Raw genomic sequence first — 17841 nt, 5'->3', positions numbered from 1 at the left:
CTCCAGGGCACAAAAAAGCGGGGAAGCTACGGCCGCCAAACCTGCTTCCCCGCCCTGCTGCCGTGGGCAGCATTCCCCGGCTACCTTACAGCAGCCCTACACCAGCCTCCGCCAGCTCTTCCCGCACAGTCTCGGGCCAGATGCTCACCTGCACCTCCCCAATGTGGCCTTTGCGCAGCATAAACATGCATACCCGGCTCTGCCCGATACCGCCTCCGATGCTCTGCGGCAGCTCATCCTTCAGCAAACGGGAGTGAAACGAGAGTTCCTGCCGGTCCTCGCAGCCGCGTAGCGCCAGCTGCCGCACCAGCGCCTGCTTATCCACCCGAATTCCCATCGACGATACCTCGAAGGCCGTTTGCAGCACCGGGTGCCAGAGCAGAATGTCGCCGTTGAGGCCCCGGTAGCCACTTGCGGTTTCGGTGCTCCAGTCGTCGTAGTCGGGGGCGCGGCCGTCGTGGGGCTCCCCGTGGCTCAGCTCATGCCCAATACCCATCAGGAATACCGCGCCGTACTGCTTTGTGGCCTCGTGCTCCCGCTCCTTAGGCGTGAGCGTGGGGTACTGTTTCAGCAGATCTTCGGCGTGCAGGAAGGTGATTTTGCCGGGCAGCACGGGAGTAATTTCGGGGTATTCAGCGGCTACGCGGGCTTCGGTGGTTTTCAGAGCCTCGTAGATACGCTCCACGGTAGCTTTCAGAAACTCCTGGGTGCGCTGCTCAGGGATAATGTGCTTTTCCCAGTCCCACTGGTCCACGTAAATGGAGTGGATAGGCGAGTAATCTTCATCGGGGCGCAAAGCGCGCATATCCGTGAGCAGGCCTCGGCCGGCCTCAATGCCCAGCTCCTGCAGGCGCACCCGCTTCCATTTGGCCAGGGAGTGCACCACCACGGCGCGGCGCTCATCCAGCGCCTTAATCGGGAAGCCCACGGGACGTTCGATGCCGTTCAGGTCGTCGTTGATGCCGGTCCCGTCCAGCACGGCTATCGGCGACGACACCTTGCTCAACTGCAGCTGCGTGCTGAGTTCTTTGGCGAAGATTTCCTTTACAAAGCCGATGGCTTCTTCTGTTTTTAATAATTCCTGCGCAGTCATGGCAATTATTATTTATGGTTTTTGAAATGGTTTTTATTTTCGAAAAGGCACACGAATTTCCGTCTCCCCTGCGGGAGTTTTTTTTTAGAAATCCGAAAACACTTTGTGCGCAACTGGCGGGGTTAGCGGCTGGCTACTTACCATGCCGGGCCGGACCGTGGGCACAAAAAAAGCCTTCCGGGCTGCGGAAGGCTTTAAAAGAAAATCAGTTAGTGATTTTTCAGTTCTCCAATGGAGCAATAGCCTTCCAGTCCCGAATAAGATTATTCGAGTTATTATTCTGGAGATTATTGCGGAAATGACGCATGATTGGGGTCAGTTTTTCGTCTGATGTATGCAAGTATAGAAAACCTTATTTAAAATACCAAAGAATGCCATAATATTATTTTCACTGTTTCTAATTATAACAACCATTTTTCCGGCAATATGATACCGTATTCAGGGTTTATTCAGTTTCGCCGGTCAAAGCGTCGCGTACGTCGCGCACCGCCTGCACCACGGATAGGGGCACCGGCGCGTCAGGCTTAAGCAGCCGCAGCAGCCGCAGGTATTTGGCCCGGCCTTCGCGCAGCAACTGCGGCGGCACCTCATACACAAATACCTTGAAGGGCTCTACCTTCTGCACTCCTACCAGCAAAAACCGGTCGGCGTGCAGGGCGTCGGCGTAAAAGGCGGCCTGCCGGTCGTAGTCATACTGCGAGCATTGCTCCACAAAGTGGTTATGGTCGCGGGCCATGGTGGTTTTAAAGTCGATGATGGTATACGGCTGTCCGGGCTGATCCACCACAAGGTCGGCGCGCAGCTTGCAAAGCGTGTCGGTTACGGGCTCCGTGAAAATGCAGCTGGGCTCGGGCGTGCCGGCTTCCAGCAGCGCATTCACCTCGGGGTTCAGCTTCACGCCTTCCACCATCCACCACACCAGCGTATCGTTGATGCCCGGCTCGCCGGGCTGGTACAGATCGGGCTCCAACAGGGCCGTGTGAAACGCCGTGCCCAGGCCCAGGGCCCCGCCTACGCTGTTGTGCGGACGGGGCGGGCGGCCATTCAGGGCATCACGGAGGCGGGAAAGGTCGGAGTTGGCAATGGCCGGCAGGGCGCGGTAATCGTCGTACGGTATCCGGAGTAGGTCGGGGCGGGCGGGGGTAGTGGTTAGCTCAGTCACGTAAGGAGAACAGCGGAGCCCTGAAAAAGGCTCCGGGAAAGAAGGCAGAATCGGGTTTGGATAGGGGTAGTATACGGCTTTTTCCGCAAACTCCGGGCGCAGCACCGTCGGCCTGGAGGTAGCGCACAGCCAGGCTGCGCGCCACCTCGCTAGCAGATTACTGCGGGCTGCCGGGTTCCCGGTTGGCTCGCTCGCCGGTTTCTTCGGGCATTTCGTACTCGCCCACGCGGCCGTACTGCCGCTCGTGCTGAATACCTTTGTCCTCGCCGTAAGGGTGGCCGCCGAAGCCGTGGCGCATCATGGCAATGGCCTTGGCCCAGGTGGGGTCTTTGTCGCGAGAGGTGAAGAGCTGCATCACCGACTGGGTGATAACCGGAATGGGTACCTCCATGTGCAGGGCATCGGCCACCAGCCAGTTTACTTCGCCGGTGTCCTCGATGTAGCTGGGCACATTGAAGCCGGCTTCCTCGTCGTACATTTTCTTCATCAGCTCCACCAACCAGCTGCGCACCACCGAGCCGTTGTTCCACAGGCCCAGAATAGCGCTGATATCCAGCTTTTCGCGGAAGTGGGTGAGCATGCCCATTCCCTCCCCGATGGCCTGCAGCATCCCAAACTCGATGCCGTTGTGCACCAGCTTCACGTAGTGCCCCGTACCGGCCGGACCAGTGTGCAGGAAGCCGTCGGGCACGGCTGTTTCCACGAAGAAATCTTTGAGCTGGTTTACGGCCGCTTCGTCGCCGCCCACCATGTAGCAGGCACCGGTACGTGCTCCGCCGGGGCCGCCGCTGGTACCGCAGTCAATGAAGTACATCCCCTTCTCCTTGAGCCGGGCGGCCCGCCGGATGGAGTCGCCCCAGTATGAGTTGCCGCCGTCCACGATAATGTCGCCTTCTTCCAGATGGGGCTGTAGCTGCTCAATGAGGCCATCCACAGCGGCACCGGCCGGAATGTACAGGAACACTTTGCGCGGGCGGTGTAGCCGCTGCACCAGCTCCTCAATGCTGCTTACCACGTGCAGGTTTTCGGATTCCAGATCGGGACGCGGGTGCAGGTCCATGCCAACTACGGGGTAGCCTTTTTCGGCCGCCTGCCGGGCCAGGCCGGCACCCATTTTACCCAGGCCAATGACGCCTATCTGCGTTTTGCTCATGATGTTGTTGCGGTTGAGGAGGATGAAAGGATATGAGTGGATGAGTTAGCCGCACGTCATTCCGAGTGCAGCCGAGAAATCCCGCGTGCTGATGATTGGGTAGCCTTGCAACGTCGGCCACTTCGTAGCCCAGGGGTTAAACCTTGGGTTATCGAAGCAACGTCAGCGCGTCATGCCGGGCTGGAGGGGCAGCATGATGTTCGGCTACTCAATTTTGCGGGCAATGACTCGGGCGGGCGCACCGTCGGCACCGGCAATTTTGAGGGGTAGGCAAATCAGCTCGTACTCGCCGGGGTCGGCGTGTTGCAGGGCCAGGCCTTCGATTACGCTGATGCCGGCTTCCAGCAGAATATGGTGAGTATCAGCGGGGCCCACGGAGAGGTAATCGACGCCCACGCACACCACGCCCTGGTCGCGGAGCCATTCGGCGGCATCGGCCCGCACCCGCACGAAATCGGGGTTGAAGGGTTGGGTAGCCCACTCCTGCCGGGAGTTGCGGGTTTTGAACAATACCCGGCTGCCGCGCGGCAACTGCAGGTGCTCGATTTCAGCTTTGGTCACAAACTGCGCATCCCGGATTTCCACCAGCAGCGCCGGGCCCATCAGAGTCGTCAGGTCGAGCTGCGTTACATCCTCCCCATTTTCCAAGAAGTGCAGGGGCGCATCTACGTGGGTGGCGGTGTGCACGCTCAGGCTCATTTCAGTCACGTTAGCGGCGTCGCCGCGGGAAATGCTCAGCGTCTTTTTGATGTGCACCGGCGCGTTGTCGGGCCAGTAGGCCATACCGTCGGAAATTGTGGTCGTGAAATCAAGCCAATTCATCGGGGAGTTTCTGGTTGCTGGTTACTGGTTGCTAGTTACCTGTTGCTGACTTCTGGTTGTTGGACAACTAGCGACTAGAAACCAGCAACCAGCAACTCATTCATCGGGGTGGCGGGGCTGCAGAAGCTTGGCAATGAGGCCCGTCCAGCCGGTTTGGTGGCTGGCACCCAGCCCGGCACCGGAGTCGCCGTGGAAGTACTCGTGGAAGAGCAGGTAATCCTTGAAGTTGGGGTCATTCTGCAGCTGCTTATCGGGGCCAAAACAGGGCCGCTGCCCGGCTTCATTGCGCAGAAACAGGCTGGTAAGTCGCTCCGTGAGAGCCTGCGAAATTTCCAGCAGCGTGCAGTAGCTGCCCGAGCCGGTGGGGTATTCTACCTTGAACTCGGGGCCATAGTAGTGGTAAAACCGCTGCAGCGACTCAATCAGCAGGAAATTCATGGGCATCCAGATGGGGCCACGCCAGTTGCTGTTGCCGCCGAACAGCGAAGTAGTGGACTCGCCGGGTTCGTAGTCCACCACTGCATTCACGCCCTCTTCCCGCTGAAATACGAACGGGTGCTCCAGGTGGTAGCGCGACAACGCCCGCACCCCGTACTCGGAAAGGAATTCGGCCTCATCCAGCATCCGGCGCAACAGCAGTTTCATGCGGTGGCCGCGCAGCAGGCTCAGCAAGTGGGTCTGGCCCTTGCCGGGCTCCTGCCAGCGGCTCACCAGGGCGGCCAGCTCGGGCCGGTGGTCCAGAAACCAGTTCAGGCGGTGCACAAAGCGGGGCACATCCTGCAGGGTATTGGTATCCAACACCTCTACCGCAAACAAGGGAATCAGCCCCACCATCGAGCGAATACGCAACGGAAAGCGGCCGTTTTCGGGCGTATTCAGCACATCATAATAAAAGCCGTCCTCATCATCCCACATATCAATCTGCTGATCGGCCATGTTGGTCATGGCGTGGGCTATGTAGAGGAAGTGCTCGAAGAACTTGCTGGCCAGATCCTGATATACGGGGTTGGTGCGGGCCAGTTCCAGGGCGATGCGCATCATGTTCAGGGCAAACATGGCCATCCAGGCGGTACCGTCGGCCTGCTCAATGTAGCCGCCCGTGGGTAGCGGGGCGCTTCTATCAAACACACCGATGTTATCCAGCCCCAGAAAGCCACCCTCAAACACGTTGCGGTTGTTGCGGTCCTTGCGGTTCACCCACCACGTAAAGTTCAGCAGCAGGCGGTGGAAGATGCTTTCCAGAAACACCGTGTCGCCTTTCCCGCTCTGTTTCTGGCAGATTTTATATACCCGCCACGTGGCCCAGGCGTGCACCGGGGGGTTCACGTCTTCCAGCTTCCACTCGTAGGCCGGCAGCTGCCCGTTGGGGTGCATGTACCAGTCGCGGCAAAGCAGGTGGAGCTGGTTTTTGGCAAAGTCGACGTCTACCATGGCCAGCGGGATGCAGTGGAACGCCAGGTCCCAGGCCGCATACCACGGGTACTCCCACTTATCGGGCATGGAAATGATGTCGGCGTTATTGAGGTGCTGCCAAGTGTGGTTGCGGTTGTGCCAGCGGCTATCCGGCGGCTTTGGCAAAGCCGGGTCGCCGCGCAGCCACTCGGCCACATCGTAGTAGTAGAATTGCTTATTCCAGAGCATGCCGGCCAGCGCCTGCCGTTGCACAGTGCGGGCATCGGGGCTGTCGATGCCGGTTTGCAGCTCCTGATAGTACGTATCGGCCTCGGCTTTGCGCTGGTTGAGAATGGCAGCAAAATCCGCAAAGGGATCCGCCAGCCCGGGAGCCGCCAGCCGCACGCGCACCGTGCGGCTTTCCCCGGCCGGCACGTTCAGCTGATAATGCACGGCGGCTTTAGAGCCCTGCCGTTCGGGGTTTATGCCGGCGCGCTGGCCCTGCACCACGTAGTCGTTGATGCTGTCTTTGCAGTATGGGGTGGTGCCAGGGGAATCGTAAAGCCGCTGCGCGTTGGTTTCGTTGTTGCAGAACAGCGCCTCTGCCGCTTGCCCGTCCGGCTGGTCGTAGTACAGGTGCAGGGCTGGCAGACTGGTATGGTCAACGCAAATAGCGCCGTCAGACTGCACCCGTAGCTGCGGCACCTGAGTCGTGTATCCCCAGGCCCAGGTGTTACGAAACCACACCTGGGGCAACACATGCAGCGGCGCTTCCTGAGGCCCCCGGTTATGCACCGTTATCTGCAGCAGCAGGTCCTCGGGGCCGGCCTTAGCATACTCCAGAAAGATATCGAAGTACCGGTTTTCCCGGAATACACAGGTATCCAGTAACTCAAATTCGGACTTCTGCCGGCTGCGGCGGGCATTTTCCTGCACCAGCCAGTCGTACGGAAAGGCATGCTGCGGATACTTGTAGAGCATCCGCATATAGCTATGGGTGGGTGTGCTATCGAGGTAATAGTACAACTCCTTCACATCCTCCCCGTGGTTGCCCTCAGGCCCGCTGAGGCCGAACAGCCGCTCTTTCAGGATGGGGTCCTGCCCGTTCCAGAACGCCGGGGCCAGGCACAGAAACTGGTGTTCGTCGCACACGCCACCAATAGCCTCCTCCCCCCAGCGGTAGGCATAGCTGCGGGCCATATCGTGGGTAGTGTAGGTCCAGGGCTGAGAATCGGGGGAGTAATCCTCACGCACGGTGCCCCACTGCCTGTCCGACACATAGGGACCAAACCGGTGCCAGGCCGCCTTGCCGTCCCGCGCCTCCTGCTGCCGTTGTTGTTCTTCGTTCATGTACTGGAGTTGCCGGTTATCAGTTGTTTGTTGGTCGTTGCTGGTTGTCAGTTATCCGGACCTTTCCTGACAACTGATAACCAGCAACTGACAACTAAAAACTCAGCCGTTATCCGCAAAGCCCGGGTACAGCGTCATCCCGCCATCGGCAAACAGGGTGGTACCCGTCACATAGTCCGATTCATCCGACGCCAGCCACACGGCCACTTTTCCAATGTCGGCGGGCTCCCCGATGCGACCATAGGGAATCAGCGTGAGCAGGCTTTTCTCCTCCTCCGGCGTGTCGCGGGCCGATGCGTTGATAGGCGTGGCAATGGCTCCCGGCCCAATGCTGTTTACGCGAATACGCTGCGGAGCCAGCTCCTGAGCCATGCTTTTCATGAGCTGCATAATGCCGCCTTTGCTGGTGGCATAGTTCACGTGGCCGGCCCACGGAATCACCTCGTGTACTGAGCTCATGCAAATGATTTTACCAGTGGCCTTCGATATTTCAGGCTGTGGCCCCCGGCGCACAAACTCCCGCGCTGCCTCGCGGGCACACAGAAACTGCCCGGTCAGGTTCACGTTGATGACGTTCTGCCATTTCTCCAGTGACATATCCAGAAACGGCGAGTCATCCTGAATACCCGAGTTATTCACCAGAATGTGCAGCGTGCCGCACTTCTCCCGGATTTCCTTAAACATGGCCAGCACCTCCTCCTCCTTGCTTACATCGGCGTGCACGGCGTAGGCCTTGCCGCCAGCCGCCTCAATTTTCTTCACCACTTCCGCTGCGCCCTCGGGGCTATGCGAATAGTTCACGAAAACGGTAGCCCCCTCGGCGGCCAGGGCTTCGGCCACGCCCGAGCCGATGCCGGAGCTGCCGCCCGTGACCAGGGCAATTTGATGTTGTAGTCGGCGGGAAGATGCAGAGTCTGGCATGTGGATATAGGCTAGGGTCTGCTTTCCTAGACTGTCAATGCTCGGCTTTAGTTACATGAATTTTTAATGAAGCACTGATAATCAACATTATACATAAATAAATATTTCATATACACCTATTTTTCAACAGGCATAAAATAAAAAAGCCTCACCGTGAGGTGAGGCTTTTTGGTGATCCCGCTGGGATTCGAACCCAGGACCCATACATTAAAAGTGTATTGCTCTACCAGCTGAGCTACAGAATCAGTTTCTTTGTAACCGGCGAGCGTTTCTCGCTGATTGTGGCACAAAAGTAGAGGCCCAAACGTAACCGTGCAACTGTTTTGCTGAAAAAAGCGCACCTTTTTTTTCTATTCCTGACCGTATTTTCCCAATCCGTTCAGGCCCAAAAAGTTAGTCCGGCTCTTCTAAAAGCCGATTCTCTGTTTCAGGCTGGTCAGATGGAGCAGGCGTATCCGCTGTACCGGCTGGCCCGGGAGCAGGATCAACTGCAATCGGCGCAGCAACTGCTGCGGATGGCGTATGTGCAGGAAGGATTGGGCCATTACCCGGCCGCGCTGTACTACCTGAGCGTATCGCAGGCGTGGCAGCCCCGCCATGCTACCTGGCGCAAAATGGTGAGCCTGGCCCAGGAGCACCGCCTCACCGGCTACCCCGATACGTGGCGGCAGAACCTGCTGATTACGGTGCAGCGCTACTACTATCTGCTGCTACAGGGCCTGCTGCTGCTGGCCGTGGTGGGCGGTACTCTCCTGCTGATTCGGCGACGTACGGCCGACAGGGCCTGGTGGGCCACCTATGCGGTATATCTGCTGCTGATCGGGCTGTTTCTGAATTTACTCAGCCCCGGCCGCATCGGGCTGGTGGCGCGGCCCCGGGCCCCCCTGATGGCGGGTCCCAGCGCCGGCTCAACCTGGCTGACTACCGCCGCCGCCGGTGACCGGTTTGAGGTGCGGGGCCAACAGGATATCTGGTTTCGGGTGCAGTGGCAGGGCCGCGACGCTTACATCCGCCGGCCGGATCTGCTGCTGGTGGACTAGGCTATATCTGCAAACCCGTTGAACACCAAGCTGAGCGGAGCCGAAGCCTCACTCTTGCTTCGTATGAACCGTCTGACGAAGCAAGAAAGAGGCTTCGACTCCGCTCAGCCGGACGTTTTTTTCGGCTTATTCTCCGGTCCCTATTTCACTAACTGTCGTTTCAGCCATGCGGTGAGCAGTGGTACGGCGAAAATCGCTACCGTCAGGATAGTCAGGCCGGCTTCGGCGGTTTCGCTGCTCAGAAACCGGCTTACCGGGTGCGTGGGCAAGAAGTGCTCCAGCAGGGACAGCAGCAGTTTCAGGCCCAGAATACCAATGACCATAAAGGCCGCCGTTTCCAGGAAGGGGTAGCGGCCCATCAGCAGCACAAACGCCTGCGCCACCAGCCGCATAGCCAGAATCCCGATAAACACGCCGGTGCAAATCAGAATGAGGTTATCGGTGAAGGCCACCACGGCAAACACGTTGTCGATGGAAAACGCCAGGTCCATCAGCTCGATGAGGGCTACGGTGGCCCAGAACTGCCCGAATGCGCCCAGCGTGCGGCGGTAGAGCCAGTTCTGCTGCTTATCAACTTCCTCCTCTTCTCCCCCATTCTTCGGGCGGAAGTAGTCGAACGTGAGGTACAGCAGGTACAGGCCCCCCAGGGGTTTCAGAAACCAGATTTCGACCAGAAACGAGGCGAAGATGATGCAGATGCCCCGAAATACATACGCTCCGATAATACCGTAGCGTAGCGCCTTCTGCCGCTGCTCCTTGGGTAAATCCCCAACCATGGTGGCCAGCACTGCGGCGTTATCTACCGAGAGCAGGCTTTCGATGATAATCAGGTTGCCGACAATGGCCAGGGCGGCCATCGGATTATCGAGAATTTGCTGCAGGTGGCTGTTCATGCACGCTGGTTAGAGTTGATACACTGGCCGACTACAGTACGAAATCGGGCTCTTCCTTCCGAAAATGATTGAGTACGAGCTTATCGGCTAGGCCGGGCAGCCATTTGTTCAGGAATACGGTGAGCTTGCCCTGGCTGGTGAGCACCAGGTCGCGGCGGCGCTGGCGCACGGCTTCCAGCAGGTGCTGGGCCACTTCCTCGCTGCTCATCATTTTCTGCTCATCGCGCGGCGACTCGCCCTGTTTGGAGCCATCGGCGGCCAGGGCCACGTTGCGGATGTTGGAAGCCGTGAAGCCCGGGCAGGCCAGCAGCACGTGCACGCCTTGGGGCATCAGCTCGGTACGCAGGGCTTCCAGAAAACCGTGCATGGCAAACTTGGAGGCCGAGTAGCCGGTGCGGCCCGGCAGGCCCCGATACCCCGCAATGCTGCTGATGCCCACAATGGAACCCTTACTCTGGGTGATGTAGGGCAGGGCAAACTTGGTGGTGTACACGGTGCCAAAGAAGTTGGTTTGCATCAGCTGACGGATAACGTCGAGGCTGGTGTCGCGAAACAGGGCCCGCATGCTGATGCCGGCGTTGTTGATGAGCACATCCAGACGGCCAAACGCGGCAATGGTTTCGCGCACAGCCCGCTCTGAATCGGCTTCCACCCCCACATCGGCCCGCACGGTGCGGTGCTGCACCCCCAGGCGGGCCAGCTCGTGGGCGGTTTCCTGCAGGCGGGCCTCGTCGCGGCCGGTAATGACCACCCGGGCCCCGGCCCGGCCAAACTCCAGGGCAGTGGCCCGACCAATGCCGGAAGTACCGCCCGTAATAAGAACTACTTTATCTTTCATAAGGACAAAAACCTGAAAAACCGACTCGAAAGCGCCGGCAAAACTACGGGTATTTTCGGCAGGCCATCGGTTAGGATACCGGAATAGCCGATTTACAGGAAGGCCGTATTTTCCCACGTTTTATATTGAATTCGCAGCCGAGAAAATTGTATTTTGCCCCGGCATGCCGTTACCTTCGGCACTTTTCTATCCCGACCATTTACGCTGTCTTTTATGAGTAAACCCTTACGTACTGCGACGGGTGATAAAGTGCGGATTGCCACTGGCCTGCTGGCGCTGTCCCTCCCGCTGCTTGGCCTGTCGGCCCGTGCGCAAACCTGTCCGCCGGCCACCAGCGCCTGCACACCAGGTGGAGCGCCCACGGCCAATTATCCTTATGCCATGGGGATTCTGAACGTGACCCTGGGCACCATCAACAATACTACTATTGGGGTGCAGGAAGGCTACAAGGACTATTCCTGCACACTCACTCCAGCTGCTTTGACTATTGGCGTGGATGCGGCCATCAGCATCCGGACCAATACCAATGCCGACGAGAACGTGCGGGTGTGGGCCGACCTGAACAACGACGGCACTTTCAGCCCCACTACCGAGCTGGTCTTCAGCTCCAATGCCAAGCGGGTGCATACGGGCACTGTGCGGCTGCCCATCGGTACCGTTACGGGCACGCGGCTGCGGCTGCGCGTGGCGGCTGATTATGTAAATGCCCCTGTACCAACGCCCTGCTCCACGCCGCAATACTCCCAAACAGAGGACTATTCTATTGTGGCCACTGCCAGTGTGCAGGCACCGGTGGCCGATTTTGTAGCTGATCAGACGCGTACCTGCTCGGGCACGGTGCAGTTCACGGATCAGAGCCAGAACGGACCTACCGGCTGGCTCTGGAATTTTGGGGATGGCACTACCAGTATCCTGCAAAACCCCAGCCACCGCTACACCACGGCGGGTACCTTCACCGTGTCGTTGACGGCCACCAACAGCGTGGGCAGCAGTGCCAAAACCCGCACCTCCTACATCACTTACGACAACGTGGTGCCGGTGGCCGCCAGCTGCACACCCGTTACGGCTGCATACTGCTGCGGCTACGGCATCACGCAGTTTACACTGGGCTCGTTCACGCAGACTTCGGCCAACGGGCAGGCCGGCTACGAGGATTTTACCTGTAACGGCAAGCTGGAGGTGATGTCGGGCGGGCGGTACACGCTGGGCCTGCTCACCGGCCCCGGCAACCCCCAGGACACCCGTGTCTGGCTGGACCTGAACAACGACGGCTCGTTCGGGGCCACGGAACAGATATTCCAGGCCCTGAACACTACCAACCCGAGCGGCCTCTTCGTGGTGCCGGCAACGGCCCCGCTAAATCAGCCGCTGCGCCTGCGCGTGGCGTCTGATTACGTGGGTTCTCCGTTTACGGCCTGCGGCGGTATTCAATACGGCCAGGCCGAAGACTATACTGTAACCGTACGCCCCAACACGCTGCCGCCGGTAGCCGGTTTTACCTCCAATTACGCGGCCGGCACCTGCCAGAGCAGCATTCAGTTCACGGACCAGAGCCAGAATGCTCCTACCAGCTGGCTGTGGAACTTCGGGGATGGCACCACCAGTACCCAGCAGAACCCCAGCCACGCGTACGCCGCTACCGGCTCGTACACGGTTACGCTCACGGCCACCAATGCTTTCGGCAACAACTCGGTTACCCGTGCTAACGCCATTGTGGTAACGGTGCCCTGCGTGCAGTACTGCACCGCCAGCGGCGACAATACCTCCTTCTGGATTACCACGGTTGGCCTGACGACACCGCAAACCACGGCGTTTACCAATACTTCCGGGGCCGATGCCAACGGCTACGGCAACTACGCCGGCCGCGTGATGATGATGCGCCAGGGTCAGACCTCAGCCCTGGCCGTAACCACCAACGCCAGCTTCCAGCGGGTAACCACCGTGTGGATTGACTGGGACCGGAACGGCTCTTTCAGTACCAACGAACTGATTTTCAATCAGATTACCTATAACCCTGCCAATATCTCCATTGCCGTGCCCTCGGGCCAGAATGTGGTGGGCTTCACACGGATGCGCATCATTGCCCGCCTGAACAACAACGTGCCCTATTCCTGCTCGGCCTCTGTGCAGCCCGGCACCGAAATCGAGGATTACAGCGTGCAGATAGTGCCGGCTACGGCCACGCTGGAAGCCAAGTCGCTGCCGGCCCTGACGGTATTCCCGAACCCCACTGTGGATGGGCAGCTGAATCTGCGCCTAGCCGATGCCAGTGCCGCCGATACTTACCGCGTGGAGGTGGAGAATACGCTGGGTGCCTGCCTGTACCGGAGCCAGCTACGCCTGGGCACGGCCGCTGATGCACGCCTCGACCTCAGCCAGCTGCCGCGTGGTCTGTATGTGCTGCGCCTGCAAGGTTCTCACGGCCAGAACGCCGTACGCCGGATTCTGCGTGACTAACTCCCTTCTATAAGCATGTTTTTACTGGCAGCCGGCCGTGCCGGCTGCCATTCCCCTCTTTTTACCCTCATCTATGCGCACACCCTTACTGCGTACGTGCCTGTTGCTGCTCATCTGTCTGCTGGCCGGGGCCCGCCCGGCGGCAGCTACCCACCTGTTGGGCGGCGAAATGAATTACAAGTACCTGGATGCCAACGGTCCGGCCAGTGCCCCGTTTCGGTATCAGGTGACGGTGCTGGTGTACCTGAACAAGGATGCCGGTTCGGCCGCGCCCGATGGTCGTCCTTCGGTAGATATTACCTTCTATAATAAGTCGCAGGCGGGGGCACGTATTTTCAGCGTGACGGTACCCCGCACCAGCTTTGCCGAAATCACGCCGCCCTCACCCGGCGGCTGTACGCTGCCCAACAGCCAGCCGCCGCGCGTAACGCTGGCCAAGTACGTTACTATCGTAAACCTGCCGTTGTCGTTTGATGGCTATTACGCCTTGTACACCGATACGGCCCGCAACGTGGACGTGACCAACCTATCCAACTCCGGCGGCACCAACATGACGCTGTACACGGATATGGCCCCGCCGCTGCTGCCGAATACATCCCCGGTTTTCTCGGATACGGCCGTAGCCGTTATCTGCCAGGGCGACACCAGTATCATCCTCAATAATGCCTACGATGCCGACGGGGACCGGCTCATCTACTCCTTTGGCACACCGTACCAGGGCCAGGCACCGTTTGGTGCCTTAACCCCGCCGCCGCCGCTGGTTAACTATGCCAACGGCTACAGCGTGACCAAGCCGTTCGGGCAGGGAGCCGGGAGTTACGCGTCTCTGAATGCCAGCACCGGCCTGAGCTATTACGCGGCTCCTATCCAGGGCAAATTTGTAGTGGCGGTTGACGTGAAGGAATACCGCACCATTAACGGCCGCGAAGTGCTGGTGGGCACTACCCGGCGGGATATTCAACTCGTATCGAGACCCTGCCAGCCCAACCAGGCCCCGGTGTTTACGCCGCTCTCCGTAGCAGTGAAAGACTACACGGTAGAGGAAGGCCGCACCCTCACGTTCAGCATTACTTCCACTGACCCCGAGCGTCAGTCGTTGACGATGAAAGTGAACAGCGCGCTGCTGGATGGCACCGGCCCGTTTGACTTCAGCATCAATGGTAACCAGGGCACCGTGCCGGCCGGCAGTCCCACGGGTAGCGCCAACGTAACGGCTACGGCCAGCGTGACGGGCAACTTTGTGTTTAATACCCGCTGCGGCAACGCCCGCGCTACCCCCTACGATGTGGTGGTAACCGTGAGTGACAACACCTGCGGCAGCAAGAGCATTTCGGAGGTATTCAGGATAACGGTGACCCGCGCAGCCGGCCCCAACCGGATTCTGGGCGACACCATTGTATGTGACCGGACCCAGGCCCGCACCTATACCGCAGCCGGCCCCACGGCCAACTCGTACCAGTGGAAAGCTCAGGGCGGCACTATTCAGGGCTCGGCCACGGCCAGCACCGTACAGGTACTGTGGGGCGCGGCCGGTACGGGCCGCCTCACGCTGCGCGGGGTATCCAGCCTGGGCTGCGCCACCGACTCGGTAGCCCGCACCATTGACGTGCGCAATGCGGCGGTGCTTACCGTCAGCCCCAATGTGAGTATTTGCCCGGGCGGCTCGACTACCCTGACGGCCAGCGGCAGCCAGAACTATTCCTGGACCAGCAGCACCGGCCAGACGTACACCGGTGCCAGCATCACGGTAACCCCGGCCCAAACCACTACTTACACCGTGCTGACTACGGATGGCACTTGTACTTCCAGCAAACAGGTAACTGTAACCGTAACGCCGGCCGTTATTGCCAACGCCGGCCCGGCCCAGACCACCTGTTCCGGCGTGCCGGTTACGCTGGGTACGGCGGCCCTGACGGGCTACACCTACCAGTGGAGTCCCGCCACCGGCCTGAGCAGCGCGGCCACAGCGCAACCGGTAGTTACCCTCGTTAATACCACAGCTGCCGCTCAGACGTATACCTATACCCTCACGGCCACCACGGCCCAGGGCTGCACCAGCACCAGCACGGTAACCGTAACGGTAAACCCCGCCGCCATAGCTAATGCCGGCACCGACCAGGCCGTCTGCTCGAATACAGCCGTTATGCTGGGCACTACGGCCCTGATGGGCTACACCTACCAGTGGAGCCCCGCCACCGGCCTGAGCAGCGCAAGCACCGCACAACCTACCTTAACTCTCAGCAATACCAGCTCTGCCCCGCAGATTTTCAGCTACGTGGTTACCGCTACCACCGCGCAGGGCTGCGTGAGCCGGGACACGGTGCGCGTGACAATTAATCCGGCCGCCGTGGCCAACGCGGGTGCCAACCGGGCCGTGTGCTCCTCAGAAAGCACCGTGCTGGGGGCCGCCGCCCTCACGGGCTACACCTATCAGTGGGCTCCCGCCACCGGCCTGAGCAGCACGACGTCGGCCCAGCCCACATTCAGCCAGGTAAATACCGGCACCACTCCTCAGACGTACACCTACACGCTCACGGCCACCACGGCGCAGGGCTGCACGAATACCAGCACCGTTACAGTTACCGTAAACCCGGCCGCCGTGGCCAACGCCGGCCCGGATGCAGCGTTGTGTGACGGGAAGCGCGTAACCATTGGCACCACCGCTCTGGCGGGCTACACCTACCAGTGGAGCCCCGCCGCTAGCCTCAGCAGCGCCACTACCGCTCGGCCGGTATTCACGGCCCGTAACACCACTCAGTCGCCCATTACGCTGACCTATGTGGTAACGGCCACCACCAGCCTGGGCTGCGCCTCCCGCGACACGGTGCGTCTCACGGTAAACCCACGGCCGCTGCCCGACAGCATCCAGGGCTCCGTATCGGTGTGCCCCACGGTGCAGGGCGTGGCTTACAGCATCCGGAACCCGCGCAACTCGGCGTATCAGTGGCAGGTAACGGGCGGCACCATTGCCAGTGGCCAGGGCACCCCCAGCATTACTGTCAACTGGGGTGGGGCTACAACTTCGGCATCCGTAAAGGCATTTCAGCTCAACTCCTTCGGCTGCTCTTCGGATACCGTTACGCTGCCGGTTCGGGTGAATCAGCAGCTGGCCACGCAGCGGCCCACCGGCCCGGTGCAGGTGTGTCAGAACGCAGGACCCTTCACCTACCAGACCCAGTACACCAACGGCTCGGTGTATGCCTGGCAGATTATCGGCGGTACGCAGGTGAGTACCAACCAGGCCTCGGTGCAGGTGAACTGGACGCGTACCGGCCTAGTGAAACTTGTTGTAACGGAATCCAGCAACCCGGCCGGCGGCATCTGCCGGGGCACCAGTGACACGCTCTACGTGAACGTGCTGCCGGCTCCGGCCACCAACCTGGCTATCAGTGGCCCCAGCCGCGTGTGCGCCGGCTCCGGCAACGTGGTGTTCTCGCTGCCTGGCGCTACCGGCTCCACGTACGCCTTTACCCTGAACGGCACTACGGTTTCGGGAACCGGCAATACCGTTACGCTGCCCGTACCGGTTGCCAGCACCACGCCGTACACGGTTACCATCCGGGAAACCAACGCCAGCGGGTGCGTAGGTCAGCCCTACACCAAAACATTCCTGGTAGTGCCGCCACTGGCTATCAGCGGTCCGGCCAGCTACTGCCCCGAAGCCCGTACCGGCCTTACGTACTCTACTTCGGCCCTCACGGGTGGCCAGTACCAGTGGACGATTACCGGTGGCACTATCACCAGCGGCCAGGGCACCGGCACCGTTACTATTGATGTACCGACTGGCACCACCAACGCCACACTCAGCGTAACGGAAACCACCAGCCAGAGCTGCGCGGCCACCTTCACCATCCGGCCCGACAACGCGGCGGTGGCGCTGAACACGGCCTCGGTGGATGCGGCTGCCCAGGACCGCAGTATCACGCTGGCCCTGCAGGTGCCCGGCAACAGCGGCAACGGCAACCGGGTGCAGATTCTGCGCCGTGACGCCGGCAGCACCGGCGCCTACACTGCGGTAGGCAACGTGGCCAACACCGCTACCAGCTTCACCGATAATACGGTGGATGCCGACAGCAAAGCCTACCAGTACCAGCTCAACCTCACCAACGCCTGCGGCACCGTGCTCAGCAGCCAGACCCACACCACCATTCTCACCAACGCCGTAGCCACGCAAAGCGCCGGCGGCCGTGATGTGGGCAAGGTGCAGGTCACCTGGACGGCCTACCAGGGCTTTGCGGTGAAGGAATACCGCATCAGCCGGGTGGCCGACAACGGCACCGCCGAGCTGGTGGCTACCGTGCCCGGCACCCAGCTCAGCCTCGATTTGCCCAGCAGCACGGCCGGCTTCAACCAGTGCTTCCGCGTGCAGGCCCTCAGCCCCGATGCCGTGGCCCGCACCTCCGCCTCCAACGATGCCTGCGTGCGCTTCGACAACAAGCTGGGCTTCTACAACATCATCACCCCCAACGGCGACGGCAAGAACGATGTGCTCTGGATTGACAACGTGCAGCTCTATCCGCGCAACACGCTCACCATCTTCAACCGCTGGGGCAAGCAGGTGTACGAAACCCGCAACTACCGCAACGACTACGGTGGCCAGGAGCAGGCCCAGGGCATGTACTACTACCTCTTCCAGCTCGAGGACGGCACCAGCTACAAAGGCTGGTTTGAGTTGGTGCGCTAAGCCATACTAACTTGTAATTAAAGGCCGTTCAGCTGT

At 60.2% G+C, this 17841-nt stretch carries 11 protein-coding genes and 1 tRNA gene; 3 read left to right on the top strand and 9 right to left on the bottom strand.

Features of this window, described 5'->3' with window-relative positions:
• Positions 1-85: 85 nt before the first annotated feature.
• The 7 genes from asnA to EI291_RS10155 all read right to left on the bottom strand — a co-directional run bounded on the left by asnA (position 86) and on the right by EI291_RS10155 (position 8138).
• A complete protein-coding gene (gene asnA, locus EI291_RS10185) occupies positions 86-1093 on the bottom strand; it encodes an aspartate--ammonia ligase (RefSeq protein WP_125419709.1) in 1008 nt (335 codons plus the stop codon).
• A 445-nt stretch (positions 1094-1538) separates the two neighbouring features.
• Positions 1539-2255 (bottom strand): PD-(D/E)XK nuclease-like domain-containing protein, encoded by a 717-nt coding sequence (locus tag EI291_RS10180; protein WP_125419708.1) that lies wholly within the window; start codon positions 2253-2255, stop codon positions 1539-1541.
• 157 nt (positions 2256-2412) lie between these two features.
• Positions 2413-3408 (bottom strand): phosphogluconate dehydrogenase (NAD(+)-dependent, decarboxylating), encoded by a 996-nt coding sequence (gene gnd / locus EI291_RS10175; RefSeq protein ID WP_125419707.1) that lies wholly within the window; start codon positions 3406-3408, stop codon positions 2413-2415.
• A 204-nt stretch (positions 3409-3612) separates the two neighbouring features.
• Positions 3613-4230 (bottom strand): cyclase family protein, encoded by a 618-nt coding sequence (locus EI291_RS10170; RefSeq protein ID WP_125419706.1) that lies wholly within the window; start codon positions 4228-4230, stop codon positions 3613-3615.
• Positions 4231-4326: 96 nt separating this feature from the next.
• Positions 4327-6972, bottom strand: coding sequence for an MGH1-like glycoside hydrolase domain-containing protein (locus EI291_RS10165; RefSeq protein ID WP_125419705.1), 2646 nt, complete (start codon positions 6970-6972; stop codon positions 4327-4329).
• Between the two features lie 102 nt (positions 6973-7074).
• The gene (locus EI291_RS10160) at positions 7075-7893 is read right to left on the bottom strand and encodes an SDR family oxidoreductase (protein WP_125419704.1); all 819 of its coding nucleotides are present in this window, start codon (positions 7891-7893) and stop codon (positions 7075-7077) included.
• 169 nt (positions 7894-8062) lie between these two features.
• Positions 8063-8138, bottom strand: a tRNA-Lys gene (locus EI291_RS10155).
• Positions 8139-8333: 195 nt separating this feature from the next.
• Between EI291_RS10155 and EI291_RS10150 the strand changes: the two genes are divergently transcribed.
• Entirely contained in the window at positions 8334-8933 is a 600-nt protein-coding gene (locus EI291_RS10150; protein ID WP_125419703.1) for a hypothetical protein, read from the top strand.
• Between the two features lie 140 nt (positions 8934-9073).
• On the opposite strand, the gene EI291_RS10145 is transcribed toward EI291_RS10150, so the two are convergent.
• Positions 9074-9826 (bottom strand): TerC family protein, encoded by a 753-nt coding sequence (locus EI291_RS10145; RefSeq protein WP_125419702.1) that lies wholly within the window; start codon positions 9824-9826, stop codon positions 9074-9076.
• Positions 9827-9857: 31 nt separating this feature from the next.
• Positions 9858-10664, bottom strand: coding sequence for an SDR family oxidoreductase (locus EI291_RS10140; protein WP_125419701.1), 807 nt, complete (start codon positions 10662-10664; stop codon positions 9858-9860).
• Positions 10665-10877: 213 nt separating this feature from the next.
• On the opposite strand from EI291_RS10140, the gene EI291_RS10135 reads away from it, so the two are divergent.
• Positions 10878-13121, top strand: coding sequence for a GEVED domain-containing protein (locus tag EI291_RS10135; protein ID WP_125419700.1), 2244 nt, complete (start codon positions 10878-10880; stop codon positions 13119-13121).
• Between the two features lie 73 nt (positions 13122-13194).
• Positions 13195-17805 carry a T9SS type B sorting domain-containing protein gene (locus EI291_RS10130; RefSeq protein WP_125419699.1) on the top strand — a complete coding sequence of 1537 codons (4611 nt, stop codon included), beginning with the start codon at positions 13195-13197 and terminating at the stop codon, positions 17803-17805.
• Positions 17806-17841 lie beyond the last annotated feature (36 nt).

Origin of the sequence: Hymenobacter rigui, assembly GCF_003944715.1 — a bacterium.
Taxonomy (GTDB): Bacteria; Bacteroidota; Bacteroidia; order Cytophagales; family Hymenobacteraceae; genus Hymenobacter; species Hymenobacter rigui.
This window is presented reverse-complemented; position numbering and strand designations above follow the sequence as displayed.

Excerpts from the sequence above, each read along its gene's own strand:
- asnA (WP_125419709.1), bottom strand. The coding sequence starts at position 1,093 with ATGACTGCGCAGGAATTATTAAAAACAGAAGAAGCCATCGGCTTTGTA.
- gnd (WP_125419707.1), bottom strand. The coding sequence starts at position 3,408 with ATGAGCAAAACGCAGATAGGCGTCATTGGCCTGGGTAAAATGGGTGCC.
- EI291_RS10170 (WP_125419706.1), bottom strand. The coding sequence starts at position 4,230 with ATGAATTGGCTTGATTTCACGACCACAATTTCCGACGGTATGGCCTAC.
- EI291_RS10165 (WP_125419705.1), bottom strand. The coding sequence starts at position 6,972 with ATGAACGAAGAACAACAACGGCAGCAGGAGGCGCGGGACGGCAAGGCG.
- EI291_RS10160 (WP_125419704.1), bottom strand. The coding sequence starts at position 7,893 with ATGCCAGACTCTGCATCTTCCCGCCGACTACAACATCAAATTGCCCTG.
- EI291_RS10150 (WP_125419703.1), top strand. The coding sequence starts at position 8,334 with ATGGAGCAGGCGTATCCGCTGTACCGGCTGGCCCGGGAGCAGGATCAA.
- EI291_RS10145 (WP_125419702.1), bottom strand. The coding sequence starts at position 9,826 with ATGAACAGCCACCTGCAGCAAATTCTCGATAATCCGATGGCCGCCCTG.
- EI291_RS10140 (WP_125419701.1), bottom strand. The coding sequence starts at position 10,664 with ATGAAAGATAAAGTAGTTCTTATTACGGGCGGTACTTCCGGCATTGGT.
- EI291_RS10135 (WP_125419700.1), top strand. The coding sequence starts at position 10,878 with ATGAGTAAACCCTTACGTACTGCGACGGGTGATAAAGTGCGGATTGCC.
- EI291_RS10130 (WP_125419699.1), top strand. The coding sequence starts at position 13,195 with ATGCGCACACCCTTACTGCGTACGTGCCTGTTGCTGCTCATCTGTCTG.